We start from the raw sequence: 25,628 nt of genomic DNA on the forward strand, positions 1-25,628 counted from the left end.
GCACCACAGATCCGGCGACGTGCGCAGGCGCCATCACGGCGAACGGCGTCGCCCGCCCGGTGCGGCCGACCGACACCACGATGTCGAGCAGCGTAGTCTGCACCTCCTCCGGCGGGTACTTGTAGGCGATCGCCCAGCGCGGAGCGCGTGAGGTGATGCCGAGTTCGTCGTGCAGCGCGAGCTCGTCGACCTTCACGACGATGCCGTCGAGCTCGTGCTCTATGTCGTGCCGATGCTCACCGAAGTGCGCCACGAACTCCGTGACCTCGTCGATCGAGTGGCAGACCTTCGAGTGCGGGCTGGTCGGCAGCCCCCACGACGACAGCAGCTCGTACACCTCGCTCTGCGCTGCGACCGGCGGGTTCGACCACGCCCCGATGCCGTGGACGTACAGCGACAGCGATTCGATCCGCAGCAGTCCTGCCTCGAGCTCGAGACCGTCCTTCTTTTCGATCTGCTGGCGGAGTCCGCCACTGGCCGCATTGCGGGGATTCGCGAACGCGGGGAAGCGGCGGGCGGCCGCACTGCGTGCCTTCTCCTCCTCGAAGGGCCGCTTCGCGCCGCCTCTGGCCTCCCACCGGGACAGCGCATCGGCGTACGCCCGCTCGCGGAAGTCCGCCTGGGCGGCGTTGAGGCGCTCGAACGCCGCGACCGGGATGAACACCTCGCCGCGCACTTCGACGATCGCGGGATGCCCTTCGCCGCTCAGGCGCTCGGGGATGTCTGCCAGACGCAGCGCGTTCTCGGTCACGATCTCACCGACACGGCCGTCGCCGCGGGTCGCAGCGGAGGTGAGAACGCCGTTCTCATACCGCAGGTTGATCGCCAAGCCGTCGATCTTCAGCTCGGTCAGCCAGGCGACATCGCGCCCCGCTGCCGCGCGGGTCTTCGCCGCCCAGTCCCGCAGCTCGTCGATCGAGAAGACGTTGTCGAGGCTCAGCATCCGCTCTGCGTGCTCAATCGTCGCGAGGCCCGTCGCCTGCGCGGCACCCACCATCTGTGTCGGCGAGTCCTGACCCTGCAGCTCGGGGTGCAGCCGCTCGAGCTCCTCGAGCCGGTGCATCCAGCCGTCATAGGTCGCGTCGTCGACGAGCGAGGTGTCGCGACCGTAGTACGCGTCCTTGGCTTCGAGGATGCGCGTCGTCAGCTCTTCAGCCTCGGCGCGGGCGTCTTCCAACGAGATGTTCTCCGGCACCATGTCAGTCTACGAGCGGGTGGGGACATCCGCGGGGTTGCGCAGGAGGAGGCTTCGACTCGCTGCGCTCGCTCACCCCGTTTCGACTGCGGCGCTGCGCGCCTTCGCTCAACGACCCGCGAAACGGACCCACCCGGGTGGCGCTGCGCGCCTTCGCTCAACGACCCGCGAAGGGAACCCAGCCGGGCGGCGCTGCGCGCCTTCGCTCAACGACCTGTGAGAGTCAGCTCAGAGAGCTCAAGCGTCGACGGGCACCGCGGAGACCGTGCGGTCGATCGTGAACTGGCCGAGCACGCGGGTCCCCACGTAGAGCACGGCCGTCTGACCGGGTGCGACGCCGTCCAGCGGCACCTCGGGCACCACGACGACACCGGTGGCGGACACCGTGGCATGTGCGGGAACCGGCTCCGAGTGCGCGCGGATCTGCACCTCGCACGCGAACTCCGACGCTGTCGGGGCGGCGCCCGCCCAGGAGTGCCGCTCGCCCGAGATCTCTCCGATCGCGAGGGCCTCCTTGGGACCGACGACGACCGTGTTGGACACCGGGCGCACCTCGAGCACGAAGCGCGGCTTGCCATCAGGCGCCGGCACCCCGAGGCGCAGCCCACGCCGCTGCCCGACCGTGAAGGCGTGCGCGCCATCGTGCGAGCCGACGACCTCGCCGTTCCGATCGAGGATCTCGCCCTGCTCGGCACCGACCTTCTCGGCCAGCCAGCCGCGGGTGTCGCCATCGGGGATGAAGCAGATGTCGTGGCTGTCGGGCTTCTGCGCGACGCTCAGCCCGCGCTCGGCGGCCTCCGCGCGCACGAGCGCCTTCGACGGCGTCTCCCCGAGCGGGAAGTAGGTGTGCGCGAGCTGCTCGGCCGTGAGCACGCCGAGCACGTAGGACTGGTCCTTGGCGTTGTCCGATGCGCGGTGCAGCTCGAGCCCGCCGTCGCCGTCCACGAGCGTGGCGTAGTGGCCGGTGCACACCGCGTCGAAGCCGAGCTCGATCGCCCGCTCCAGGAGGGCTGCGAATTTGATCTTCTCGTTGCACCGCATGCACGGGTTCGGCGTGCGCCCGGCCTGGTACTCGGCGATGAAGTCATCGATCACGTCGTCGCGGAAGCGCTCCGAGAAGTCCCATACATAGAACGGGATGCCGAGCATGTCCGATGCACGCCGAGCGTCCATGGCGTCCTCGATCGTGCAGCAGCCGCGGCTCCCGGTGCGGAGGGTTCCACCAGCCCTCGAGAGCGCGAGGTGCACGCCGGTCACGTCGTGCCCCGCCTCCACGGCACGCGCAGCCGCGACGGCGGAATCGACGCCACCGCTCATTGCCGCAAGAATCCGCATGCGTCCAGTCTACGAGCGCTGGGCTGTGCGAGATCCGGATGCCCGAGCATACGCGTCCGCGATCGCCGTGAGCACGGCATCCACATCCGCGTCTGTCGACGTGCGCCCGAGGGTGAACCGCAGCACGCTGCGCGCGTCCTGCTCGCTGCCGCCCATCGCCATCACGACGTGCGAGGGCTCGGCTACCCCGGCCTGACAGGCCGAGCCGGTGGATGCCGCCACCCCTGCCACATCGAGCAGGAACAGCAGGCTCTCCCCCACCGCCCCGGGGAAGAGGAAATGCGCGTTGCCCGGCAGACGGTCGACCGGATCGCCGAGCAGTCGCGCCAGGGGAACTGCAGAGCGGATGCCGCTGATCAGCCGGTCGCGCAGGGCGCGCAGCCGCGCGGCCTCCGCCTCGCGCTCGTCCTCGGCTGCCGACAGCGCCGCCGCGAAGGCCGCGGCGCCCGGCACATCCTGGGTACCCGCGCGCAGGCCGCGCTGCTGCGCACCGCCGTGCAGCAGCGGCACCATCTTCGCCGTGCGAGCGACGACCAGAGCGCCCACCCCGACCGGGGCCCCGATCTTGTGCCCCGCGACGCTCATGGCCACCAGGCCCGCTCCCGCCGCGGCATCCCCGCGCAGCTCGCGGAACGACAGCGGAACGTGGCCGAGAGCCGCCACGGCATCCAGATGCAGCGGCACGCCGGAGTGAGCAGCCGCAGCGGAAAGCGCGGGGGCATCGTTCACCGTGCCGACCTCGTTGTTCGCGACCAGGGCAGTCGCGAGGGCTGCACCGGGCAAGGCTGCGCGGAAGATCTCCGGCTCGATGCGCCCGGTCCCGGACAACGCCACGGCACGTACGGCCGCACCGTCAGAGGCGAGCGCGGCGACCGTGTCCATGGTCGCGTGGTGCTCGCCGTCAGGAAGGACGACCGTATCGGCATCCGCCGCGCGCGAAGTCCACAGGCCCCGCAGCGCGGTGTTGATCGACTCCGTGCCGCCGGAGGTCAGCACGACCTCGATCGGATCGCTTCCGAGCACCTCGGCGATGCGCTCTCTGGAGTCCTCGAGCAGTCGCCGGGCATCCTGACCTGCGCCGTGAGTGGACGAGGCGTTGCCGACGACATCGGACGCCGCCAGCCAGGCCTCCCGAGCCTCAGGGCGAAGCGGCGTCGTGGCCGCATGGTCGAGATAGAACCGCATCCCTCAATGCTCGCGCATTTTCGCGCTCTACGCTGTACTCATGCCCACCTTCACCGCGCCGGGAGGCGCTGCCCTCGACGACCTCGGCGTAAGGCTGCACGACGGGGTGGCGACGCTGCGCGTGTGGTCGAAGAACGCCTCATCCGTCGAGCTCGTGGTGTTCGACGAGACCGACCTGGACTGGGTGACCGAGGAGGCCGATCTGGAGCGCGGCCCCGGAGACGTCTGGGAGGCGACGACCCCGCTGCTGCAGCCGGGCACGCGGTACGCGCTGCGCGTCGGCGGCCCGCACGGACCGGGTAACACCTTCAACCCCGAGACGCTGCTGCTCGATCCGTACGCCCGTGGCCTCGCGCAGGGCGACGGCTATGAGGAGTGGCGATCGGTCGTGATCGAGGACGGCTTCGACTGGGGCGGCGTGGAGAAGCCGCGCGTGCCGCTGGACCGCACGATCATCTACGAAGCGCATCTGAAGGGCCTGACCAAGCGCCACCCCGATGTGCCGCCCGCCCTGCACGGAACCTATGCCGGTCTCGCCCACCCCGCGATGATCGAGCACTTCCAGTCGCTCGGCATCACGGCGATCGAGCTGCTCCCCGTGCACGCGTTCGTCTCAGAACCGCGGCTGCTCGATCGCGGACTCACGAACTACTGGGGTTACAACACGCTCAACTTCTTCACCCCGCACACCGCGTACGCCACCGAGGAGGCCCGCAAACAGGGTCCGGAGGCCGTGCTCGCAGAGTTCAAGGGCATGGTGAAACTGTTGCACGAGGCGGGCCTCGAAGTGATCCTCGACGTCGTGTACAACCACACCTCGGAAGAGGGCATCGGCGGCCCGCGCTCGAGCCTGCGCGGCATCGACAACGCCAGTTACTACCGTCAGCAGGCGGACGGCGCGTACATCGACACCACCGGCGTCGGCAACACGCTGAACACGGCGATGGATGCCGGGGCCCGACTGGTCCTCGATTCGCTCCGGTACTGGGCGCAGGAGATGCAGATCGACGGCTTCCGCTTCGATCTCGCGGCCGCGCTCGGCCGCGATGGCAACCACGAGTACTCCCGTGAGCATCCGCTGCTCACGGCGGTCCGCGACGATCCGGCGCTGAAGGACGTCAAGCTCATCGCCGAACCCTGGGACGTCGGGATGGGCGGCTGGCAGACCGGCAACTTCCCGGACGGCTGGCACGAGTGGAACGACCGCTACCGGGACCGCGTCCGCAATTTCTGGCTCAGCGACATCGACTACGCGCGACGCGCGTCGGCTCCGGTGGGCATCGGCGGCTTCGCCACGCGACTGGCCGGCTCATCGAACACGTTCAGCAAGGAGCGCGGTCCGCTCGCCAGCATCAACTTCGTCACGGCGCATGACGGTTTCACCCTGCACGACCTCGTCTCGTACGACGTCAAGCACAACGAGGCCAACGGCGAGGACAACCGCGACGGCGCCGACACCAACCGCGCGTTCAATCACGGCGTGGAGGGACCGACGCACGACGCCGCGATCAACGCGGCCCGCCGGAAGGCCATGCGCAATCTGCTCGGCACCCTCATGCTCTCCGCCGGGATACCCATGCTCACGGCGGGCGACGAAGCGGGGCGCACGCAGCGCGGCAACAACAACGCCTACGCGCACGACTCCGCTCTCACCTGGGTGAACTGGGAGCACGAGCCGTGGCAGGAGGACCTGCGCGCGCACGTGGCGACCCTGACGCGGCTGCGCAGCGAGAACGCGGCGCTGCGCCCCCGCCGCTACGCTCGACGCGACGTGCACACCCCGAACGCCTCTGTCATGGACTGGTACAACCAGCTCGGCGAGATGATGGAGGACTCGCAGTGGAACGATCCCGGCAACCGCACTCTGCAGTACGTCGCGGCATCCACACCGGTGGATGAACGGATCAACCGCATCCTGCTGATCGTGCACGGCACCGAATCTCCCATCGACATCACGCTGCCCGCATCCATCGAGGGGGCTGTGAAGTTCGTCTCCCTGTGGTCGAGCGCGGATGAGCGACCGGGCGTCGAGGCAGAGGAGTACGCCCCCGGCGACGTGCTGCCGATGCCCGGTACCTCGATGCGGCTGTTCCGCGTCGAATAGCCGCGCCGCTGGGTTCTGCCCGGCACGACGGCAGGGTACATTCGGGGTGTGGCAGCACGTTCCGGCAGTCTTCCCGCGGCGCTTCGAAGTCCCGCACAGATTCCGCTGCGGCCACCGGCCGGCTCTGGGGCATCCGACACGAGAACCGGACGCATCCCTCTCGCCGATCCCAGGCCTTCGGTGCCGGGCGGATTCCGCGCGAAGGCGTTCGCCGGCGAGGTCGTTCCCTTCAGCGTCGTCGCGTTCCGCGAGGGGCATGACCGCATCGGCGCGCATGTCCGCCTCGCGGCTCCCGACGGGACGACCTCACTGCACAGGCTGACCCCGATGCAAGACGGCAGCGACCGCTGGCGGGCCGATATCGCGCTGGATGCGCAGGGCACCTGGCACTACCGTTTCGAGGCGTTCGCGGACGACTTCGCGACCTGGGCGCATGCAGCATCCATCAAGATCGCCGCCGGTGTCGATGTGGCGGTGATGGCTGCTCTCGGCGCCGAACTGCTCGCCCGTGCCGCCGCCGACACGCACCGCCCCACGAAGCAGCGCGCAGCGCTGAAGACGCTGGCAGCTCGACTCGACGAAGCGGATGCCGCCGACGCCCTGGCCGTCGCGACCGACCCCGAGCTCGCCGCGCTGTTCGCCGACCGGCCGCTGATGTCGCTGTCGGCCGAGACCTCCGAACAGACGATCGTCGTGGAGCGCGCGAGCGCGGGCGTCGGGGCCTGGTACGAGTTCTTCCCGCGTTCCGAGGGTGCCAGGCGGAACAGAGACGGCACGGTCACCAGCGGCACGTTCCGCACTGCGGCGAAGCATCTCGCCCGCGTCGCCGACATGGGCTTCGACGTGCTCTACCTTCCGCCGATCCACCCCATCGGGCGCACGCACCGCAAGGGACCGAACAACACCCTGAACGCCGGCCCCGCCGATCCCGGTTCGCCGTGGGCCATCGGCGCCGCCGAGGGCGGGCACGATGCCGTGCATCCGGATCTCGGCACGCTCGCCGACTTCCGTGCATTCGTCCGCCAGGCGCGCAAGGCCGGGATCGAAGTCGCGCTGGATCTGGCACTGCAGGCCTCCCCCGATCATCCGTGGGTCGCCGAGCATCCGGAGTGGTTCACCACGCTCCCGGACGGCACCATCGCATACGCCGAGAACCCGCCGAAGAAGTATCAGGACATCTATCCGCTGAACTTCGACGGCGACCCGGATGGGCTCCGCGAAGAGGTGCTGCGAGTCGTGACCCATTGGATCGCACAGGGGGTCAAGATCTTCCGGGTCGACAATCCGCACACCAAGCCCCTGCAGTTCTGGGAGTGGCTGATAGCGAAGGTCACGGCAGCCGACCCCGACGTGGTTTTCCTCGCCGAAGCCTTCACCCGGCCGGCTCCCCTTCGCGGGCTCGCAGCGGTCGGATTCCAGCAGAGTTACACGTACTTCGCCTGGCGGAACACGAAGCGCGAATTGGAGGAGTTCCTGACCGGACTCGCCACCGAGACGGCGGACTATCTGCGCCCGAACCTGTTCGTCAACACCCCGGACATCCTCACCGAGTACCTGCAGTTCGGCGGGCGCGCCGCCTACAAGGTGCGAGCGGCGATCGCGGCCACCGCGGCTCCGACGTACGGGGTGTACGCGGGGTACGAGCTGTTCGAGAACGTGGCGCGGCCGGGTTCAGAGGAGAACATCGACAACGAGAAATACGAGTACAAACTCCGCGACTTCGCGGCGGCCGAGGCGGCCGGCGACTCGCTCGCGCCCTACCTGCGGCGCCTCAATGAGATCCGCCGTACCCACCCCGCGCTGCGTCAGCTGCGCAACCTCTCGGTGCACTGGAGCGACGACGACGGCATCCTGGTCTACTCGAAGCACCTCGACGGAGCGTTCACCCCCGATGGTGAGTCCGACACCGTCATCGTCGTGGCCAACGTCGATCCGCACTCCGTGCGCGAGACCACTGTGCACCTCGACACCCGGGTGTGGGACGTGGAGCCCGGAGAGCCCTTCGACGTCGAGGACCTCGTCACCGGCGAGACCTGGACCTGGTCGGATCACGACTATGTCCGCCTGGACGCGTTCGCCGAACCCGTGCACATCCTCCACGTGAAGGCCCGAAAATGAGCACTCCGCAGAAGACAGCCATCCCAGTCGAGTGGGCCGCCGTCGCCGCCGGGTCGTATCACGCGCCCCACGACGTCCTCGGCCCTCACCCGACGTCGGATGCCGCAGGCCGCACCCGCACGACGATCCGCGCGCGCCGGCCGCTCGCCGAGAGCGTCACGGCTATCCTGGCCGACGGCACGCGAATCCCCCTGGAGCATGCCGCGCACGGCATATGGCAGGGAGAGCACGCGGGAGCACCGGTGCCATATCGCATCGCCACCGTGTACGAAGACGGGACGGAGCAACTCAAGGGCGATCCGTATCGTCACCTGCCGACCGTCGGCGAATTGGATCTGCACCTGATCGGCGAGGGCAGACACGAGCGCCTGTGGGAGGTGCTCGGCGCCGGCGCCCACCTGGTCGACGGCGAGATCGGGGTGGCGTTCGCCGTCTGGGCGCCGAACGCGCAGGCGGTCCGGGTCGTCGGCGATCACAACGGCTGGAACGGCGAAGGCCACGCCATGCGCTCGATGGGATCGAGCGGCGTGTGGGAGCTGTTCATCCCCGGGGTCTCCCCCGGCACCGTCTACAAGTACGAGATCCTCACCCCAGAGGATCGCTGGATCGTCAAGGCCGACCCGATGGCGCAGCGCACGCAGGTGCCGCCGGAGACGGCCTCGATCGTGCCGTTCTCTGCGTACAGCTGGAAGGACGGCGCGTGGATGACCCGCCGGGCGGCGACCCACGCGGTCGCGCAGCCGATGAGCATCTACGAGGTGCACCTCGGGTCGTGGCGCGGCGGGCTGGGTTATCGCGAGGTCGCCGACCCGCTGATCGCCCATGTGACAGAGACCGGCTTCACGCACGTCGAGTTCATGCCGCTGGCGGAGCATCCATTCGGCGGGTCGTGGGGATACCAGGTGAGCGGCTACTACGCCCCTACCGCCCGGTTCGGCAATCCGGACGATCTGCGCTACCTGATCGACCGGCTGCACCAGGCCGGCATCGGCGTGCTCCTCGACTGGGTCCCTGGCCACTTCCCCAAGGACGAGTTCGCGCTCGCGCGCTTCGACGGACGTCCCGTGTACGAGCATCCCGATCCGCGACGCGGCGAGCACCAGGACTGGGGCACGTTGATCTTCGACTACGGCCGCCCCGAGGTGCGCGGATTCCTCGTCGCGAACGCCCTCTACTGGTTCGAGGAGTTCCACGTGGACGGGCTGAGGGTGGATGCCGTCGCCTCGATGCTCTACCTGGACTACTCCCGTCGCGAGGGCGAGTGGGAGCCGAATGTCCATGGCGGTCGGGAGAACCTCGAGGCGATCCGCTTCCTGCAGGAGGTGAACGCCACGGCATACCGCACGCACCCGGGCGTCGTGATGATCGCCGAGGAGTCCACGAGCTTCCCCGGCGTCACCGCGCGCACGGATCAGGCGGGGCTGGGTTTCGGCTTCAAATGGAACATGGGGTGGATGAACGACTCGCTGCAGTACATCTCGCGCGACCCGATGTACCGCGCGCACCACGAGGGCGAGATGACGTTCTCGTTCGTGTACGCCTTCGGCGAGAACTACCTGCTGCCGATCAGCCATGACGAGGTCGTGCACGGCAAAGGCAGCCTGCTGTCGAAGATGCCCGGCGATCACGCCCACAAGCTCGCGAACGTGCGCGCGTATCTGGCCTACATGTGGGGGCACCCGGGGAAGAACCTGCTGTTCATGGGCCAGGAGTTCGGGCAGATCGCAGAGTGGTCGGAGAGCCGCCCGTTGGACTGGTGGCTGCTCGACCAGCCATCGCACGCGCAGCTGCAGCGGTTCGTCGGGGCGATGAACGGCGTGTACCGCGGCACTGCACCGCTGTGGGAGCGGGACGGCGACAGCACGCGCTTCCGGCGCCTGGGCGCGCCGCAATGGGACCCGAACGTGATCGCGTTCGAGCGGCGAGACCTGCACGGCGGCCGCGTCATCGTCATCAGCAACTTCGCGGGTGTTGAACGCCCGAACCTCGAACTCGACGTTCCGGTGGCCGGTGTCTGGGAGGAGATCCTCAACACCGACGCCGTGGAGTACGGCGGCGCCGGCATCGGCAACTACGGCCGCGTGGCAGCCCACGCCTCAGAGGATCACGGCATCCCGCGAACCATGATCACGCTGCCGCCGCTGGCAACTCTGTGGCTGCGCCACCGCTCAGGGACTAGAGACTAGAACAGCAGCGACGACAGCCGGTTCCGGGCCGCCGCGACGCGCGGGTCGTCTGCGCCGATCAGGCCGAACAGTTCGACGAGGCGCTCTCGCACGGGCGCGCGCTCCTCGGAGGGCAGCACCGCGAACAGGTCGAGCAGACGCCCGAAGGCGTCGTCGACGTGGCCGCCGGAGATGTCGAGGTCCGCCACCGCGAACTGCGCCTGCACGTCCTGCGGGTTCGCTGCGGCCGCGGCCCGCGCCTCCTGCAGGTCGAGGTCCTGCACCCGATCGAGCAGCCGCACCTGACCGAGTCCAGCTCGAGCGTCCTCGTCGCGCGGGTTCTCGGCGAGAGCCTTCTCGTACGCCGTGATCGCCGAGGCGTAATCGCCCTTCTCGATCGCGGCGAAGGCTTCGGCGTGCAACGGCGGAAGCGGCTTCTCCTGCTCCTGCTCGCCCTCGGCGGCCGGCTCCTGCTCTCCGCCCACCGTGCCCGTGACGCCGTTCTGCGCCGCGACCTGGAGCAGCTGGTCGATGACCTGGCGCACCTGCTCCTCGGGGACCGCGCCGGTGAACATCGGCACGGGCTGCCCGGCGATCAGCGCGACCACCATGGGGATCGACTGCGCACGGAAGCTCTGCGCGAGCTGCGGGTTGGCGTCGACGTCGACCTTCGCGAGGACGACACGGCCGCCGAGCTCGTTCACGACCTTCTCGAGGATCGGGCTGAGCTGCTTGCACGGTCCGCACCATTCGGCCCACAGGTCGACGATGATCGGCACCGTGCGGGAGAGCTCGAGGATCTGCCCGAACGTGGCATCCGTCACGTCGACCACGAAACCGCCCTGGGCGGGCGCATCGCCTCCGGCCGGCATCTGGCCGGCGTCTGCGGGTGCGGCCGGACGGTTGCGCAGGGTGGACAGGTCCACAGCACCGCGGAGGGCTGCTGCCGAGATATCGCTCACTTGATCACTTCCACATCGAGAATGTCCTGGTGCACGGCGAGCAGGCGCACCTGCTCGGTGGAGCCCTGGCTGGGCACGGAGAAGAACAGCTGCAGGCCGTAGGTCGTCTTGACGCCCTTCGACGCCTCCTCGACGCCGGTGAGCGTCTTCGCCTCTTCGTTCTCGCCGAACCGGATCACGGCATCGCTCGTGGTCGGCGTGATCGTCTCGCTGTCGACGAGCGACACGGCGACGATCGCGCCGCTGTCCAGAGTCGCGAGCGCGACGGGCGGCTCATCGTTCGCGGCGATGTCGAACGCGGCCTTGGACGTCTCGGCGGCTCCGTTGTCCGCCAGCCCCTGGGTGACCGCCTTCCGGCTCTCCGTGATGGAGTCCGCCAGCGCGATCGTCACCGGGTCGAACGCGGAGCGGAACTCGCTCTTCTCCCCCGCATCGACCACGTCGGCGAACGCGCTGGCGAGCTCGTCCGGCGAGAGCGCGAGGAACGCGGATGCCTTCTCGGTTATGAGGCTCGTACCGAGCCACGCCGGCGCGAGCTGCGGCACCTCGGTGGATGCCTGCATCTCAGCCATGTTCGTGACCTTGTAGTTCGACCACGGGTCGGCCTGGGTCATGGTGAGGATGACCGGCGGAACCGTGTCGTCACTCTTGCTCTTGCTCAGAACCAGCACGGTGCGCGGCCAGGTGTCGGTGGCCTGCGGCAGCAGCACCTCGATGGCCTCGGTCGGGATCGCCGCCGGCATGGCGCGGTCCTTGAGGGTGGCGCGCAGCTCGTAGTCGGTGGAGCGCGCGCTGAGCGCGGTGCCGTCGAGTCGCGTGGCGGCGAGGTCGATGTCCATCTCCGTGTCGGCTTCTTCGAGCGTCTTCGCGATGTTCTGAAGGATGCGGGAAGCCTGGGCCTCGGTGACGGCCGGCGGCTTCTGGTTCTCGGGGGTGATGACCGTCTGCGTCGGGGACGGCGTCGGCGATGCCTCGCCCAGCTGCGGCCAGGAGTCGCTGGAGCAGCCCGCGAACATCAGGCCCGCCACGCCGAGCGCCGGGAGCACGAGAAGGCGTCGCCGCGTTCCGAGGGCACGGCGCTCGCTCTTGTCCGGCTTGGATTCCGTCGGCTCTTCAGTCTTCTCGTCTCCCGCTTGCGCGGCCTGCGGCTCGAGCGCCTCGCGCACCGGCGCTGGCTCGACAGACAGGTCGATCGGCTCCGTCGCGGGCATCGGGCCCGGCCCCTTGCGACGCGGACCGCGCCCGCGGCGCTGGTGACGGATCGCGAGCACGTACATGACGAGCCCGAACAGCAGCACCGCACCACCGGCGGCGATCAGCGGCCCGACCAGCGGCGTCGAGGTGTCCAGCGGCCACGACACGACGATGTCGTCAGGGGCTGCCTCGGTGCCGTCCTTGGCGATGAGCACGCTCATACCCTCCGGCAGCTGCATGTCGGTGATCAGCTGATCCTGCTCGCTGAAGGAGTCCAGCCAGAGGTCCGAACCCGCAGGGTTGCGTCCGCTCTCCTCGGCTGAGCCGGTCTCGCCGTCCTCCGATGACACCTCCGGCTCGACGACAGTGCTCGTCGGCGAACCATCGTCGAGGTCGATCGAGGTGTAGGTGGCATCCGAGAGCCATGCCTCGAGATCGGCCGTACGGCCGTAGGCGGCGAAGATGTCGCCGTCGCCGCGGACCAGCAGGGTCTGCTGCCCGGGGTTCTCGCGCAGCACTGCGCCGTCCACCAGCAGATACGGGGTCGGCTCCTCGACGCTGAGCTCCACCTGCTGGGCGGACGGGCCCATGAAGATGGTTCGCTGAGCGATGCCCGCTCCGATGAGAAGCGTGGCCAGGACGAAGGCCACGACGGCCCACACGAAACGCACGAAAAGACTCCTTACGTGACCCGGACGCGTCATCCAGGTCTCCGCTCGACGTTTCAGACTAGCGAAACAGGCTGAGTGTTGACTATCAGGGCCCTTTCGGCCGGCCTTTCCGGCAGGTCGGCGGATCATGCAGCCATGCGCCGACTACCCTGAGAACATTCTTCCCGAGGAGAGCCGATGAAGCTGCACAATCCGTTCCGCACGGCGCTGGTCGCCACGCTCGGCGTGGGCCTCGGCATCCTGCTGATCGGCAGCATCCAGTCGCTGTCGACTGTGCTGCTCTACGTCGGCACGGCACTGTTCATCAGCCTCGGTCTGGATCCGGTCATCTCCTTCCTCGAGCGCCACAAGCTGCCGCGGTGGCTGGCAGTGCTGATCGCCCTCGTCGCCGTGCTCGGCGTGTTCGCCGGCATCGTGCTGATCGTGCTGCCGGTCCTGATCGATCAGATCGGACAGCTCGTGAAGCAGATCACGATCTTCCTCCAGAGCACCCGCCTCGACGATGTCAAGGAATGGATCACCGCGACCTTCCCCGGTCTGCAGCCCAGCTTCGTCGACGATCTGTTCACCAACGCGATGGACTGGCTGAACGACAACTGGACCACCATCACCGAGAGTGTCGTCACCGTCGGAACGGCGATCGTGACGGGTCTGTTCGGCGCCTTCATCGTGCTGATCCTCACGATCTACCTCACGGCGTCCACGCCATCGCTCAAGCGTGCCGTCTACCAGTTGGTGCCGGCATCCAAGCGCCCGCGCTTCGTCGACCTGTCCGAGCAGATCACCGACTCCGTCGGCTACTACGTCATGGGCCAGGTCACCCTGGGCGTGGTCAACGGCGTGCTCAGCGCGATCTACCTGAGCATCATCGGCGCGCCGTTCCCCGCCGTCCTCGCCGTCATCGCGTTCTTCTTCTCGCTGATCCCGCTGGTGGGCACCCTCACCGGCTCGACCATCATCGTCCTGGTGTGCCTGATCCCCGGGCTCGGGGCGCCCGGCATCGCGCTGGCCGCCGGAATCTACTACCTGATCTACATGCAGATCGAGGCGTACGTCATCTCGCCGCGCATCATGAGCCGTGCGGTGTCCGTTCCCGGTGCCGTGGTCGTCGTGGCCGCGCTGGCCGGAGGTTCGCTGCTCGGGCTGCTCGGCGCACTGATCGCGATCCCGGTCGCCGCCAGCATCCTGATCATCTACCGTCAGGTGCTCATCCCGCGGATGAACGAGCGGTGATCAGGACGCGGGCCACTCCTTCGACAACGGCAGGGCGTCGGGGTTCACAGCCGCGACGATCTCGGTGAGCACGCGACGCGTTTGCGTCTCGCCGACCCAGAGGTGCCTGCCGCCTTCCACGTCGATCAGCGTGATGTCCGGGATCGCCGCGAACCTCTCCTGCGCCTCGGCCGGACGGAGATAATCGTCGAACTCCGGGATCAGCGCGATGACACGCCGCGGGTCCTCCGCCCAGGCAGCGACCTCGTCGGCTGTCGCACGGTGCAACGGTGGCGAGAGAAGGATGATCCCCTCCACGTCGTGCTCCTGACCGTACTTCAGGGCGAGTTCAGTGCCGAACGACCAGCCGAGCAGCCACGGACGCGGCAGCCCGCGCTCGCGCACGAGCGACATCGCGGCGGCGACGTCGAACCGCTCGCCCAGTCCCCCGTCGAACTGCCCGTCGCTCGTGCCGCGCGGCGACGTCGTCCCGCGCGTGTTGAATCGCAGCACGGCCAGATCAGCCAGAGCAGGCAGGCGCGCCGCTGCCTTGCGCAGGATGTGCGAGTCCATGTACCCGCCGGCGGTGGGCAGCGGATGCAGTGTCACGAGCGTTGCGACGGGCGTGGCCGACTCGGGCACGGCGAGTTCGCCGACCAGCACAAGACCGTCGGCGGTGGTCAGTTCGACATCCTCCCGGCGGGCGGGAAGCTCGAGCGGACCGCGGATCTCCACGCTCACGCCACCTTCCAGCAGTGCGTGTGCCAGTGCCTGCGCGCGGCGAGGTCGGCCGCATCGCCGAGAACGCCGTCGGCGCGCCAGACCACCTGATGCGCCGTGCCGGGTGCGATCACGCCGCGGCAGCCGGGGCAGGTGTACTCCTTGAGCGCCTGCCGCGCCGACACGGGCTGCACGGTCCATTCGCGGCCCTGCCGTGTCTCGCTGCGCTTCCAGCCCGTTAGCAGGCGCTGGAAGGAGTCATCAGCGTCCGAGTGCTCCTGACGCCTGCGGTTCGAGCGTGGCATGGCGGTGCATTACCACCAGTGGTTGCTGGTCCAGAATGCGTGCGCGGCAGCCCAGCTGCCGTAACGACCGGTCGCGTAGCCGTTGGCCCACCGCAGATTGTCGACGGGGTTGTAGCCGTTGCCGGGCACCTTGCTGCAAGGAAGCGCCTGAACGAGACCGCATGCGCCCGACGAGCTGTTCGTCGCGTTCGGGTTCCAGCCGCTCTCGCGGGACACGATGTAGTCGACGTAACCCCAGTCACCCGATGCGATGCCGGCCGCCGCCATCCATTCGGCGGGGGCGCCGCCACCGTTGTAGAACGGCGCGGCGGCTACGGGCTGCGAGGACTCGGATGCGACCGAGGCAGGCTCGGGCTCTGGCGTCGGTGTCGGCTTCGGCGTGACGTAAACCTCGAAGCTGCTGCGTTCCACCGGAGAGATGGTCGCGCCGCTCACGCTGACGGTGAGATCCTGGGTGTCCCGGGCGGCGAGCGAGAACGACGTCTCGACATCGGCTTCGGGCTGCTCGGCGAGTGCCATGCCGGTGGGGGCCACGATCGCGGCCGCCAGGGCGACGACGCCGAACGCCGCCAGGCCGCCGGTGAGTCCGCGCCGCCGCGTCCAGTGTCGCTTCACGGGCGCGGATCTCGGGGTTGCGGACCTCATCGGTGCGACGGCGTCGCTGGTGGGGTCGATCTCAGAACCGGAAGTCACAATAGCGCCAGTCTAGCCAGTCTCACCTGGGTTCACCATGAGAGCGCTCAGCGCACGGCGAGGATCACGTCGATCGTCGCATCCAGGATCGCGTCGACCTGCTCCTCGCGGTAGCCGCGTCGCTGCATGCGGAACGCGGCTGAACGGAGCTGTTCGACGCTGAGGTCGTCGCCGTCGCGCAGATACCGGACGATGCGTGCCGCGACGTGGTCCACCTCATCTACGCGATACCCGAACCCGAGGATGCCACTGCGGGCGAACTTGTGCCGGCGGCTGCGTGCGAGATGGTCCAGGATCACCTGCGCCTCGGCCCGCGCCTTGACCACCCAGGCCTCCGCGCCCTGCTCGCGCACGATCTGATCGCGCTCGCGGGCGGCGAAGGCGTCTTCGATGCGTCCGAGGGCGGCATCCACGTCTCCGACGACGTAGCCCTCCTTCACCAGCGGGAACGAGGCCACCCGGACATCGGCGGCGCTGAGGTCTTCCAGGCCGAGCTCGAACGTCTCGCGGGCGGAGGCGAGGAAGGTGTCGACCGCCGCACGGTGGTATCCGCGCTCGCGACCTGTCGTGACCCGGAAGGCGGGCCTGGCGTTCTCGGTCACATCGTCCACCGTAGTCGAGGTCATGTCAGGGTCGCCCATGGTGAGAGCAGGAAGTACAGGCTGAGCGCGGGGATGGTCGAGGGCAGGATGCTGTCGAGCCGATCGAGCAGTCCGCCATGCCCCGGCAGCCAGGAGCTCATGTCCTTGATGCCGATGTCGCGTTTGATCATGGATTCGCCGAGGTCGCCCAGCGTCGCCGACAGCAGGATGGCGATGCCGAAGATCACACCCGCCCACCACGGCATCTCCAGCATGAAGATGGCGAGGAGCACACCGGCGATGATCGCCGCGACGACCGCTCCGGCGAAGCCCTCCCAGGTCTTCTTCGGGCTGATCCTCGGCGCCATCGGGTGCTTGCCGAATGCGAGACCGGCCGCGTACGCCCCGGTGTCCGACGCCACGGCGACGGCGATGAATCCGAGGACCCACCACTGTCCACCTTCCTGCCTCAGCAGGAGCAGCGCGACGCTGGTCAGGAAGGGCACGTAGATCTGGACGAAGCCGCCGACCACGGCATCCGTCAGAACGTCGCCGTAAGTGCGGCCGTCCCTCGCTGCCATCTGCGCGACCAGGCGCCACACGATCACGAAGGCGACCGCGAACAGCAGCGTCACCCAGCTGAGCCAGGCGGGTGCGAAGTATCCGGCCACCACGAGCAGTACGCCGGCGGCCACCTGCGGCACGATGTCGATCCGTCGACCGGCGCCGCGCAGCGCGCGGGTCAGTTCGAAGATCCCGAGGACCGCAATGGCCAGCGCGATCGGGACGAACAGTTCTTTGATGAACAGCAGCGAGCCGAGCAGCACCGCGCCGAAGGCGAGACCGACGAGGATCGCAAGGATCAGATCGCGACCCGTGCGCGCCTTGATCCGCTCGTTGGCCTGGTCCAGATGCTCGCGCGCCTGGTTCACGTGGGTCTCGAACTCGCCCCGTGCCTGGCGCAGCTGCTCGCGCATGATCGTCGCGGGATCCGGCGCCGGCTCGCGCTGCGCGGGAGCGTCGCCGTCCGGGGTCACCGCTTCACGGGCTTCGCGCCGCGTCAGCGGCTGCCCTTCGTCGGCGTCTCCGGTCGGCTCGTTCATGTCTGATCAGACCTCGAGGAGCTCGGCCTCTTTGCGCTTGAGCGCGTCATCGATGAGATCCACGTGCTGGCGGGTGAGAGCATCCAGTTCCTTCTCGCCGCGGGCGATCTCGTCCTCGCCGACCTCGCTCTTGAGCGCGTCCAGCTCGTCCTTCGACTTGCGACGGATGCCGCGCAGCTGGACCTTCGCGTCCTCGCCCTTGGTGCGCACGAGCTTCACGTACTCCTTGCGGCGCTCCTGAGTCAGCTCGGGCATCGTCACGCGGACGATGTTGCCGTCGTTGGTGGGATTCGCGCCGAGGTTCGGCATGTCGCGGATGGCCTGTTCGATGGCCTTGAGCGCGGACTTGTCGTACGGCGTGATGATGAGCGAGCGCGCCTCGGGGTTCGCCAGCGAGGCGAGCTGTGCGAGCGGCGTGGGCGACCCGTAGTAGTCGACCATCACCTTCTGGAACATCTGCGGGTTGGCGCGCCCCGTGCGAACGGTGGCGAAGTCCTCCTTGGCGGCGTCGACGGCGCGGGTCATGCGGGAGGTGGTTTCAGCGAGGACGTCCGCGATCACGGTGGCTCCTATCGTCAGGGGGTTCTTGCAATTCTATCCAGGTGCACGGTGCGCGCCCTGGCAGGTGCGTCAGGCGGTGACGAGCGTTCCGATCCGCTCGCCGAGCAGGGCACGCGTGACGTTGCCCGCCGGCTCCATGCCGAACACCCGCATGTCCATGCTGTTGTCCATGCACAGGCTGAAGGCGGTCGAGTCGACGACCTTGAGTCCGCGCTGCAGGGCGTCGATGTAGGTCACCTTGTCGATGCGAGTCGCCGAGGAGTCCTTGTTGGGATCGGCGGTGTAGATACCGTCGACGCCGTTCTTGGCGACCAGCACCTCCTGGGCGCCGATCTCGAGGGCGCGCTGCGCGGCAACGGTGTCAGTGGAGAAGTACGGCAGGCCGGCGCCTGCGCCGAAGATGACGACGCGGCCCTTCTCCATGTGGCGCTCGGCGCGCAGCGGGATGTAGGGCTCCGCGACCTGCGTCATCGAGATGGCGGACTGCACGCGGGTGGGAGCCCCGGCCTGCTCGAGGAAGTCCTGCAGGGCGAGGGCGTTCATCACGGTGCCGAGCATGCCCATGTAGTCGGCGCGGCCGCGGTCCATGCCGCGCTGGCTGAGTTCCGCGCCGCGGAAGAAGTTGCCGCCTCCGACGACGATCGCGATCTCGACCTCGTCGACCGCTGCGGCGATGTCACGGGCGATCTGGCTGACGACGTCAGGGTTCACCCCGAGCTGGCCGCCGCCGAATGCCTCTCCGGAGAGTTTGAGTAGGACGCGACGGCGTCTGGTGCGTTCAGTCATGGGTGGATGTCCTCTCGTCCCGATTCAAGATAGCGCCTCGTGGGCATGAAGAAGGGGTTCGGATCCGTGTGGATCCGAACCCCTTGGGCGACTTACGCTCCGACCTTGAAGCGCGCGAAGTCCGTCACGGTGATACCGGCGTCCTTCGCCACCTGGGCGACCGAGAGCTTGTTGTCCTTGGCGTAGTCCTGCTCGAGCAGTGCGACCTGCTTGACGAACGCGGACACGCGTCCTTCGACGATCTTCGGCAGCGCGGCTTCCGGCTTGCCCTCGTTGCGGGAGATCTCGGTGACGATCTCACGCTCCTTCTCGATGGCGTCGGCCGGAACGTCCTCGCGGCTGAGGTACGACGGATTGGCGAACGAGATGTGCTGCGCGATGCTGCGAGCGGTCGCGGCGTCGTCACCCGAGTAGGCGACGACGACGCCGATCTGCGGGGGCAGATCCTTGCTCGTGCGGTGCATGTACACCTCGACGGCGTCACCGGTGACGGTGCGGACCTGACGCAGCTCGATCTTCTCGCCGATGATGGCGGCCTCGTCGGAGATCAGCTCTCCGACGGACTGGCTGCCGGCGGATGCTGCGAGAGCGTCCTCGACCGAGTTCGCCTTCGCGGCGGCCACGGCGTCGACGACCTTGTCCGCAAGAGCGATGAAGCGCTCGTTCTTCGCCACGAAGTCGGTCTCGCACGCGAGCTCGATCAGCGTCACGCCGCCGTCCTGCTCACGCGAAACGACCAGGCCCTCGCTGGTGGAGCGGTCAGCGCGCTTGGCGTTGCCCTTCGCACCCTTCAGACGAAGGATCTCGACCGCCTTCTCGCGGTCTCCCTCGGCCTCTTCGAGCGCCTTCTTCGTGTCGACCATTCCGGTGCCGAGCTGCTCACGCAGCGCCTTGATGTCGGCGATGGTGAAGTTGGCCATGTGTGGTGGCTCCTTGCTTCGTTAGGTGTGTGTACGCGGAATTATTTGGCGTCGGCCTCGGCCGGAGCCTCGGTCGCTGCTTCCGGAGCCTCGTCTGCGGCGGGAGCCTCAGCGGGAGCCTCGGTCTCAGCGGCAGCCGGAGCCTCTGCGGTCTCCTCGGCGGGAGCCTCGAGAAGCTCCTTCTCCCACTCGGCCAGCGGCTCTGCGTCGCCCGACTCGGGGTTGTGCTTCTGCTGCAGGCCTTCGGCCGCGGCGTCGGCGATGATGCGGGTCAGCAGCGAGACGGAGCGGATCGCGTCGTCGTTGCCGGGGATCGGGTACTGGAAGTCGTCCGGGTCGGCGTTCGTGTCGAGGATGCCGATCACGGGGATGCCGAGCTTCTTGGCCTCGTCGATCGCGAGGTGCTCACGCTTGGCGTCGACGACCCACAGGGCCGAAGGCGTCTTGGTGAGGTTGCGGATGCCGCCCAGCGACTTGTGCAGCTTGTCGAGCTCGCGCTTCTTGAGCAGCAGCTCCTTCTTCGTGAAGCCCGAGGCGGCCGGGTTCTCGTAGTCGAGCTCCTCGAGCTCCTTCATACGTGCCAATCGCTTCGCGATGGTCTGGAAGTTGGTGAGGAGGCCACCGAGCCAGCGCTGGTTCACGTAGGGCTGGCCGACGCGGGTCGCCTGCTCGGCGAGGATCTCCTGCGCCTGCTTCTTGGTGCCGACGAAGAGGATCGTGCCGCCGCGGGCGACGGTCTCCTTGACGAAGTCGTAGGCCGAGTCGATGTAGCCCAGCGACTGCTGAAGGTCGATGATGTGGATGCCGCTGCGCTCGGTGAGGATGAAGCGCTTGACCTTCGGGTTCCACCGGCGGGTCTGGTGTCCGAAGTGCACGCCGCTGTCGAGCAGCTGGCGGATGGTGACCACAGCCATGGTCTTCTCCTTGTTCTGGCGCTCTCGCGCCGTTGAGGTTGTTCTCGCCGATCAGTCGATCGGCAATCCTGGTGCCCGGCGCACACCCACCCGCTCTTGCGAGCGGGACCTATGGGAGTGGATGCCACGATCTCTGTCATTGCAGGCGTCGATCGCTTTGGGCACGCGTAGTCACCCCGGAATCGAGGTGCGACCTCAAGTGTACAGGATCGCGGGGCGCCCACTGCGCCTGCACACACGCGGATTGACGGGGATTCTCCACGGTTCGGGGGCCTCGCGCATCGCCCTCGGTGGGGTCTGGACGAACATGAGGTCATGCCGTTCACGAGCGTGAGGAGACGTGGCCTGCGTGCGATCGTGCGCGCCGGACTGCTCATGGTGCTGCTGTTGTCCCCGGCGGCCGCGTCCGCGATTCCCGGCGAGGGCGCCGAGTGGCAGTGGCCGGTGTCGGGGACGCGCGAGGTCGTCGAGGCGTTCCGCGCGCCGGCGCACGACTACGGTCCCGGTCATCGCGGCATCGACATCGCCGCGAACGTCGGCTCCACCGTCCAGGCTCCGGCCGACGGGGTCGTCGCATTCCGCGGCGTGGTCGTGGACCGACCGCTGCTGACGATCGACCACGGCGCTGGGATCGTGTCGACCTTCGAACCGATGTCCTCCGACCTCTCCCCCGGTGCCGTCGTTCTTGCGGGAGACGACATCGGTGCCGTGGCGACCGGTGGTCACGCCGCCGCCGGCACCCTGCACATCGGCGTGCGCGTGGACGGGGTCTACGTGAATCCGATGCTGATGTTCGGCGACGTGCCGCGCGCAGTCCTGCTCCCCTGCTGCGATGCCGTCACGCCCGGGGGTGAGCCAGCCGGTACGTCGCCGTGAGCCGCTCGGACGAGACATGCGTGTAGATCTGCGTCGTGCCGAGGCTCGCGTGACCGAGGATCTCCTGCACCGCACGCAGGTCGGCGCCGCCGTCGAGCAGATGCGTGGCGGCGGAGTGACGCAGAGCGTGCGGGCCGACGGCATCCGCCCCGATGATCGGACCGAGCGCGTCGGCGACGAGCGCGTACACGGCGCGGGGCCCCATGCGTCCGCCGCGGACGCCGAGGAACACGGCGGGCGTGGCGCTGGTCGCGCGTTCCAGGAGCGCAGGGCGCCCTCGTGTGAGGTAGGCGCCGACAGCTGCGCCGGCGGGCCGGCCGAACGGGACGACCCGCTCCTTCGACCCCTTTCCCAGCACGCGTGCGGTGCACCGGTCGAGGTCGAGGTCGTCGACGTCGAGGCCGCACAGCTCGGACACCCGCATGCCCGATCCGTAGAGCAGCTCGAGGATGGCATGATCGCGCAGGTCCGCCGTGTCACCGTCGGCGGCGATCCGGGCCTTGGTATCGAGAAGCTCGCGCATGCCGTCCTTCGAGGCGACCGCGGGCAGCGTGCGTCCCCGCTTGGGCGCGATCAGTCGGAGTGCGGGGTCCACGCCGATGAGTTCTTCATCTTTGGCCCATGCGAAGAACGATCGCGCCGCCGCGGCTCGACGGGCCAGCGTCGCCCTGGCGTCGCCCCGTTGCGTCGCGCGCCACAGCCAGTCCCGCAGCGCTTCAAGATCCACGTCCCGCAGTGACACACCGCCGACGGAGGCCGACAGGTCGCGGAGATCGGCGCGGTAGGCACGCACGGTCGCCGGCGACAGTCGGCGCACCTGCTCGAGATGCGTCGCGAACGCGTCCGCCGCAACCGTGAGATCCATGCGAACCAGCATGCCGCGCAGAGGTGGAGCGGACCGGATGCCCCGCCGACGACCGGATCATGCCGTCGTGCGGCGCCAGCCCGTCTCTATCTGTTCCACGCGCCCTTCCAGGCTCAGCGTGCCCAGCAGCGCTCGCGTGCGTTCGACCGACAGGCCGGCGCTGCGCGCGATTTCGGCGGGCGGGTGCGGGGTTCGGGTGCTCAACGCGTCGAGGAGGCGCGTCTGGTCGGGGTCGGCTCTCTGTTCCGGGCCCTGATGCTCGACATCGATTCCCATCAGTTCCCGTACCTCGGCGGCATTGGTGACGCACTGCGCGTCGTACTCGCGCATCAGCCGGTGGCAGCCGGCCGAGGCTGCGGAGGTGATCGGCCCTGGTACGGCGCCGAGCGGACGTCCGAGGGAAGAGGCATGCCCTGCGGTGTTGAGCGAACCGCTGCGCCACCCGGCCTCGACCACGACAGTGGCGGCGCCGAGAGCCGCGATGAGACGGTTGCGTGACAGGAACCTGAACTTGGTGGGCGCCGCACCGCACGGAAGTTCACTGACGAGGGCACCGGACTCTCTGATCCTGTCGAACAGGTGCTGGTGGCCCGCCGGGTAGGCGCGATCCACTCCACCCGCCAGGAAGGCGATCGTCCCGCCGCCCGCGCCGAGCGCCGCCCGGTGCGCGGACCCGTCGATGCCGTACGCACCGCCCGAGACGACGATGCTGCCGGTCGCGGCCAGGTCACCGGCCAGTTCGGCGGCAACCGTGTCGCCGTACGCCGTCGCCGCTCTGGCTCCGACGATCGATACTCGGCTCGAGGCGACGAGGTGCGTCGGGTCGCCGCGCACCCACAGCACTGCGGGTGCATGGTCGCCGAGGTCGTCGATCGCGGCTGACCATTCGGCATCCCCTGGCAGCAACAGCTGCGCCCCGACCTCAGCCGCACCATGCAGCGCATCGCCAATCGCGCGCGGCTGAGCTCTGGGCAGCCAGCGACGGCGTCCGTCCTGGATCGCCTTCTCGGCCAGCTCGAATCTCTCGCCCGACAGACCGAACCGCAGCGCTTCGATGGCACCCAACTGCGAGATGAGTGCACCGGCGACGCCGTCGCCAGGCTCGGCCAGGACGCTCCAGGCGACCTGCGCGATTGTCGCCGCCGGGTCGTCGTCGGGACGAGCCGCCGCTGCTGCCTTCCGGATCCCGCTGTCGCCCAGCAGTGCATCGATCATGCGATCAGTCCTCTCTTCAGGAACAGCGCGCGGCCGAGTTCGTCTGCACCGGGCATCTCCACCCCGGCCAGATCGGCCATGGTCCACGCCAGTCGCAATACCCGGTCGTAGCCGCGCAGGGTGAGCTGCCCGCGTTCGAGTGCGCGGTCCAGCGGGGCGCGGACGTCGCGCGGCAGCCGCCTGTCCCCTTGCCGCAGCCAGGCGCCTGCGACCTCGGCGTTGAGCGTCCAGGGCGTCCCCGCCCAACGTTTCCTCGCACGCTCGCGCGCCGCCGCAACCTGTGCCGCGGCATCCGCGCTCGTCATCGCCGCACGCTCGGTCGACGTCGCCCTGGACGCCGCGACGCGCGCCACCTGCAGGTCGATGTCGATGCGGTCGCGCAGCGGACCGGACAGTCGCGCCGAGTATCGGCGGATGGCGATCGGCGGGCAGATGCACTCCGCACCGCGCACGCCGTAGTTGCCGCACGGACACGGATTGGTCGCCAGGACGAGCTGGAAGCGGGCAGGAAAACGTGCACGGAATCCGGCACGATCGATCTCGATCGACCCGGATTCCAGCGGCTGACGCAGCGCGTCGAGCGCCACGCGGGAGAATTCGGCTGCCTCGTCGAGAAACAGGATGCCACGGTGCGCGCGCACGATCGCACCGGGCCGCACGACCCGTGACCCTCCTCCCACCAGGGCGGCGACGGACGCACTGTGGTGCGGCGCCTCCAGCGGCGGCATGTCATCGAGCACGTTGACGGTCGCGCCGGACAGCGAACGGACCGCGGCGACCTCGAGCGCCTCGTCCTCCGTCAGCGCCGGCAGGATTCCGGGTAGCCGCCGCGCGAGCATCGTCTTTCCCGCACCGGGAGGACCGCTCATCAGCATGTGGTGTCCACCTGCGGCTGCGGCGATCAGCGCTTCGACCGCTTCCTCCTGACCGACCACATCCGCGAGGTCGAGCATCTCGGGCGCCGCAGCCACCGGCGCCTCCGCGACGACCGGTTCGACGTCTGCGACGGGCACGTCCGCGCCGTGCCACATGGCGACCTCTGCGAGCGTCGTGGCCGCGCGCACCTGCATCCCGGGAACCAGTCGAGCCTCTGCCTCGTTCGCGTGCGGCACGATCACCCGCTCGAAGCCGGCGCGCGACGCGGCGAACACCGCGGGCAGCACGCCGGGCACCGGTCGCACCCGCCCGTCCAGTCCGAGTTCGCCGATGTGGACCGTGCGGGCGATGGAGGCGGCATCCAGCACTCCCCCTGTCGCCACCGCCGAGATCGCGATGCCCAGATCGAACCCGCTGCCGTGCTTGGGCAGGCTGGCCGGCGACAGGTTCACGGTGAGGCGGCGCCGGGTGAGTTCGAGCGCGGCGTTCGTCACGGCGTTGTGCACCCGTTGGGCAGCCTCACCGAGTGCCTTGTCCGGAAGGCCGACGATCTTGAACCCCGGCGTCTGGTTCGACACGTCCGCCTCGATCTCGACGAGGTGCCCGTCCACACCGGTGAGAGCGACCGCCCACGTGCGCGCGGTCCTCATCTCAGGTCCACCAGGTGCTCGATCGTCGCTTCGGCGGGGTCGGCGCCGATGATGCCGATCACCTCAAGGCGCAGCATCCTTCCCGCCGCGAGCTCGGCATGCGTCTTGCACCACGCGTAGGCGAGGCGCCAGAGCCGTTCGCGTTTTCGTTCGTCGACCGCCTCGAACGGGTGGCCGAACGCGATCGACCGCCTCGTCTTCACCTCGACGATGCAGAGGATGCCGGAGATCTCGGCGACGATGTCGATCTCGCCCTGTGTGCACCGCCAGTTGCGGTCCAGGATCCGGTATCCGCGCTGCGTCAGATGACGCGCGGCACGATCTTCACCACCCCGACCGAGTTCGTCTTTCGCTGCCATGCCGACAGCATGCCCGCGGACCGCAGAGGGTCAGCCCCGAAAAATCACGATCTGTGCACAGAA

General features: G+C 68.7%; 23 protein-coding genes. 5 read left to right on the forward strand and 18 right to left on the reverse strand.

The genetic code is table 11. The features are described 5' to 3' along the window. The 3 genes from MAE01_RS15175 to MAE01_RS15185 all read right to left on the reverse strand — a co-directional run. A partial coding sequence (locus MAE01_RS15175) for a DNA ligase LigA-related protein (RefSeq protein WP_503826055.1) occupies positions 1-1,195 on the reverse strand: 1,195 nt, incomplete at its 3' end. Positions 1,196-1,432: 237 nt separating this feature from the next. Next, positions 1,433-2,530 carry a tRNA 2-thiouridine(34) synthase MnmA gene (gene mnmA / locus MAE01_RS15180; RefSeq protein WP_147040829.1) on the reverse strand — a complete coding sequence of 366 codons (1,098 nt, stop codon included), beginning with the start codon at positions 2,528-2,530 and terminating at the stop codon, positions 1,433-1,435. 9 nt (positions 2,531-2,539) lie between these two features. Next, the gene (locus MAE01_RS15185; protein WP_147040831.1) at positions 2,540-3,715 is read right to left on the reverse strand and encodes a cysteine desulfurase family protein; all 1,176 of its coding nucleotides are present in this window, start codon (positions 3,713-3,715) and stop codon (positions 2,540-2,542) included. Positions 3,716-3,755: 40 nt separating this feature from the next. Between MAE01_RS15185 and glgX the strand changes: the two genes are divergently transcribed. Genes glgX through glgB form a run of 3 tightly spaced genes read left to right on the forward strand, consistent with a single transcriptional unit; the run spans position 3,756 to position 10,123 of the window. Then, positions 3,756-5,819, forward strand: a complete 2,064-nt coding sequence (gene glgX / locus MAE01_RS15190; protein ID WP_147040833.1) for a glycogen debranching protein GlgX — start codon at positions 3,756-3,758, stop codon at positions 5,817-5,819. 48 nt (positions 5,820-5,867) lie between these two features. Beyond that, positions 5,868-7,937, forward strand: coding sequence for an alpha-1,4-glucan--maltose-1-phosphate maltosyltransferase (locus tag MAE01_RS15195; protein ID WP_147040835.1), 2,070 nt, complete (start codon positions 5,868-5,870; stop codon positions 7,935-7,937). Then, positions 7,934-10,123, forward strand: a complete 2,190-nt coding sequence (gene glgB, locus MAE01_RS15200) for a 1,4-alpha-glucan branching protein GlgB (RefSeq protein WP_147040837.1) — start codon at positions 7,934-7,936, stop codon at positions 10,121-10,123. Before MAE01_RS15195 ends, glgB begins: the two co-directional genes overlap by 4 nt. Here the strand turns inward: glgB and MAE01_RS15205 are convergent. Then, on the reverse strand, positions 10,120-11,064 hold the full coding sequence (locus MAE01_RS15205; RefSeq protein ID WP_147040839.1) for a tetratricopeptide repeat protein: 945 nt from the start codon (positions 11,062-11,064) through the stop codon (positions 10,120-10,122). The two genes, glgB and MAE01_RS15205, sit on opposite strands and share 4 nt — an antisense overlap. Continuing rightward, positions 11,061-12,929: a DUF8094 domain-containing protein gene (locus MAE01_RS15210; protein ID WP_147040841.1), complete on the reverse strand. Its 1,869-nt coding sequence runs from the start codon at positions 12,927-12,929 to the stop codon at positions 11,061-11,063. The genes MAE01_RS15205 and MAE01_RS15210 overlap by 4 nt, the downstream gene beginning before the upstream one ends. Before the next feature lie 177 nt (positions 12,930-13,106). On the opposite strand from MAE01_RS15210, the gene MAE01_RS15215 reads away from it, so the two are divergent. Further along, positions 13,107-14,162, forward strand: coding sequence for an AI-2E family transporter (locus MAE01_RS15215; protein WP_147040843.1), 1,056 nt, complete (start codon positions 13,107-13,109; stop codon positions 14,160-14,162). Here the strand turns inward: MAE01_RS15215 and MAE01_RS15220 are convergent, their stop codons facing one another. The 9 genes from MAE01_RS15220 to rpsB form a co-directional block, all read right to left on the reverse strand. Further along, on the reverse strand, positions 14,163-14,876 hold the full coding sequence (locus MAE01_RS15220; protein WP_147040888.1) for an alpha/beta hydrolase: 714 nt from the start codon (positions 14,874-14,876) through the stop codon (positions 14,163-14,165). Positions 14,877-14,878: 2 nt separating this feature from the next. Beyond that, entirely contained in the window at positions 14,879-15,166 is a 288-nt protein-coding gene (locus tag MAE01_RS15225) for an Rv1322 family protein (protein ID WP_147040845.1), read from the reverse strand. Positions 15,167-15,175: 9 nt separating this feature from the next. After that, positions 15,176-15,781 carry an aggregation-promoting factor C-terminal-like domain-containing protein gene (locus MAE01_RS15230; RefSeq protein WP_229718177.1) on the reverse strand — a complete coding sequence of 202 codons (606 nt, stop codon included), beginning with the start codon at positions 15,779-15,781 and terminating at the stop codon, positions 15,176-15,178. A 125-nt stretch (positions 15,782-15,906) separates the two neighbouring features. Continuing rightward, the gene (locus MAE01_RS15235; protein ID WP_147040847.1) at positions 15,907-16,485 is read right to left on the reverse strand and encodes a DivIVA domain-containing protein; all 579 of its coding nucleotides are present in this window, start codon (positions 16,483-16,485) and stop codon (positions 15,907-15,909) included. After that, positions 16,482-17,543 (reverse strand): phosphatidate cytidylyltransferase, encoded by a 1,062-nt coding sequence (locus MAE01_RS15240; RefSeq protein WP_147040849.1) that lies wholly within the window; start codon positions 17,541-17,543, stop codon positions 16,482-16,484. Before MAE01_RS15240 ends, MAE01_RS15235 begins: the two co-directional genes overlap by 4 nt. Before the next feature lie 6 nt (positions 17,544-17,549). Then, a complete protein-coding gene (gene frr, locus MAE01_RS15245) occupies positions 17,550-18,104 on the reverse strand; it encodes a ribosome recycling factor (RefSeq protein ID WP_147040851.1) in 555 nt (184 codons plus the stop codon). 69 nt (positions 18,105-18,173) lie between these two features. After that, complete coding sequence (gene pyrH / locus MAE01_RS15250; RefSeq protein ID WP_147040853.1) at positions 18,174-18,890, reverse strand: UMP kinase; 717 nt, start codon at positions 18,888-18,890, stop codon at positions 18,174-18,176. 92 nt (positions 18,891-18,982) lie between these two features. Next, positions 18,983-19,810 (reverse strand): translation elongation factor Ts, encoded by an 828-nt coding sequence (gene tsf, locus MAE01_RS15255; RefSeq protein ID WP_147040855.1) that lies wholly within the window; start codon positions 19,808-19,810, stop codon positions 18,983-18,985. Between the two features lie 41 nt (positions 19,811-19,851). Continuing rightward, complete coding sequence (gene rpsB / locus MAE01_RS15260; RefSeq protein WP_147040857.1) at positions 19,852-20,724, reverse strand: 30S ribosomal protein S2; 873 nt, start codon at positions 20,722-20,724, stop codon at positions 19,852-19,854. Between the two features lie 315 nt (positions 20,725-21,039). Between rpsB and MAE01_RS15265 the strand changes: the two genes are divergently transcribed. Next, positions 21,040-21,600, forward strand: a complete 561-nt coding sequence (locus MAE01_RS15265; RefSeq protein ID WP_147040859.1) for a murein hydrolase activator EnvC family protein — start codon at positions 21,040-21,042, stop codon at positions 21,598-21,600. On the opposite strand, the gene MAE01_RS15270 is transcribed toward MAE01_RS15265, so the two are convergent. The 4 genes from MAE01_RS15270 to MAE01_RS15285 are packed head-to-tail and all read right to left on the reverse strand — an operon-like array spanning position 21,563 to position 25,565. Then, a complete protein-coding gene (locus MAE01_RS15270) occupies positions 21,563-22,465 on the reverse strand; it encodes a tyrosine-type recombinase/integrase (protein ID WP_147040861.1) in 903 nt (300 codons plus the stop codon). The two genes, MAE01_RS15265 and MAE01_RS15270, sit on opposite strands and share 38 nt — an antisense overlap. 57 nt (positions 22,466-22,522) lie before the next feature. After that, positions 22,523-23,680, reverse strand: coding sequence for a DNA-processing protein DprA (gene dprA, locus MAE01_RS15275; RefSeq protein WP_147040863.1), 1,158 nt, complete (start codon positions 23,678-23,680; stop codon positions 22,523-22,525). Then, a complete protein-coding gene (locus tag MAE01_RS15280; protein ID WP_147040865.1) occupies positions 23,677-25,206 on the reverse strand; it encodes a YifB family Mg chelatase-like AAA ATPase in 1,530 nt (509 codons plus the stop codon). Before MAE01_RS15280 ends, dprA begins: the two co-directional genes overlap by 4 nt. Continuing rightward, the gene (locus MAE01_RS15285; RefSeq protein WP_147040867.1) at positions 25,203-25,565 is read right to left on the reverse strand and encodes a YraN family protein; all 363 of its coding nucleotides are present in this window, start codon (positions 25,563-25,565) and stop codon (positions 25,203-25,205) included. Before MAE01_RS15285 ends, MAE01_RS15280 begins: the two co-directional genes overlap by 4 nt. Between the last annotated feature and the right edge of the window lie 63 nt (positions 25,566-25,628).

The sequence above is a fragment of the Microbacterium aerolatum genome, from assembly GCF_007988825.1.
GTDB classification, from domain to species: Bacteria; Actinomycetota; Actinomycetes; order Actinomycetales; family Microbacteriaceae; genus Microbacterium; species Microbacterium aerolatum.

Coding starts and splice junctions, on each gene's coding strand:
- MAE01_RS15185 (WP_147040831.1), bottom strand. CDS start 3,715: ATGCGGTTCTATCTCGACCATGCGGCCACGACGCCGCTTCGCCCTGAG.
- MAE01_RS15285 (WP_147040867.1), bottom strand. CDS start 25,565: ATGGCAGCGAAAGACGAACTCGGTCGGGGTGGTGAAGATCGTGCCGCG.
- glgX (WP_147040833.1), top strand. CDS start 3,756: ATGCCCACCTTCACCGCGCCGGGAGGCGCTGCCCTCGACGACCTCGGC.
- pyrH (WP_147040853.1), bottom strand. CDS start 18,890: ATGACTGAACGCACCAGACGCCGTCGCGTCCTACTCAAACTCTCCGGA.
- MAE01_RS15215 (WP_147040843.1), top strand. CDS start 13,107: ATGAAGCTGCACAATCCGTTCCGCACGGCGCTGGTCGCCACGCTCGGC.
- MAE01_RS15235 (WP_147040847.1), bottom strand. CDS start 16,485: ATGACCTCGACTACGGTGGACGATGTGACCGAGAACGCCAGGCCCGCC.
- MAE01_RS15225 (WP_147040845.1), bottom strand. CDS start 15,166: ATGCCACGCTCGAACCGCAGGCGTCAGGAGCACTCGGACGCTGATGAC.
- rpsB (WP_147040857.1), bottom strand. CDS start 20,724: ATGGCTGTGGTCACCATCCGCCAGCTGCTCGACAGCGGCGTGCACTTC.
- glgB (WP_147040837.1), top strand. CDS start 7,934: ATGAGCACTCCGCAGAAGACAGCCATCCCAGTCGAGTGGGCCGCCGTC.
- MAE01_RS15280 (WP_147040865.1), bottom strand. CDS start 25,206: ATGAGGACCGCGCGCACGTGGGCGGTCGCTCTCACCGGTGTGGACGGG.
- tsf (WP_147040855.1), bottom strand. CDS start 19,810: ATGGCCAACTTCACCATCGCCGACATCAAGGCGCTGCGTGAGCAGCTC.
- dprA (WP_147040863.1), bottom strand. CDS start 23,680: ATGATCGATGCACTGCTGGGCGACAGCGGGATCCGGAAGGCAGCAGCG.
- mnmA (WP_147040829.1), bottom strand. CDS start 2,530: ATGCGGATTCTTGCGGCAATGAGCGGTGGCGTCGATTCCGCCGTCGCG.
- MAE01_RS15265 (WP_147040859.1), top strand. CDS start 21,040: ATGCCGTTCACGAGCGTGAGGAGACGTGGCCTGCGTGCGATCGTGCGC.
- MAE01_RS15240 (WP_147040849.1), bottom strand. CDS start 17,543: ATGAACGAGCCGACCGGAGACGCCGACGAAGGGCAGCCGCTGACGCGG.
- MAE01_RS15270 (WP_147040861.1), bottom strand. CDS start 22,465: ATGGATCTCACGGTTGCGGCGGACGCGTTCGCGACGCATCTCGAGCAG.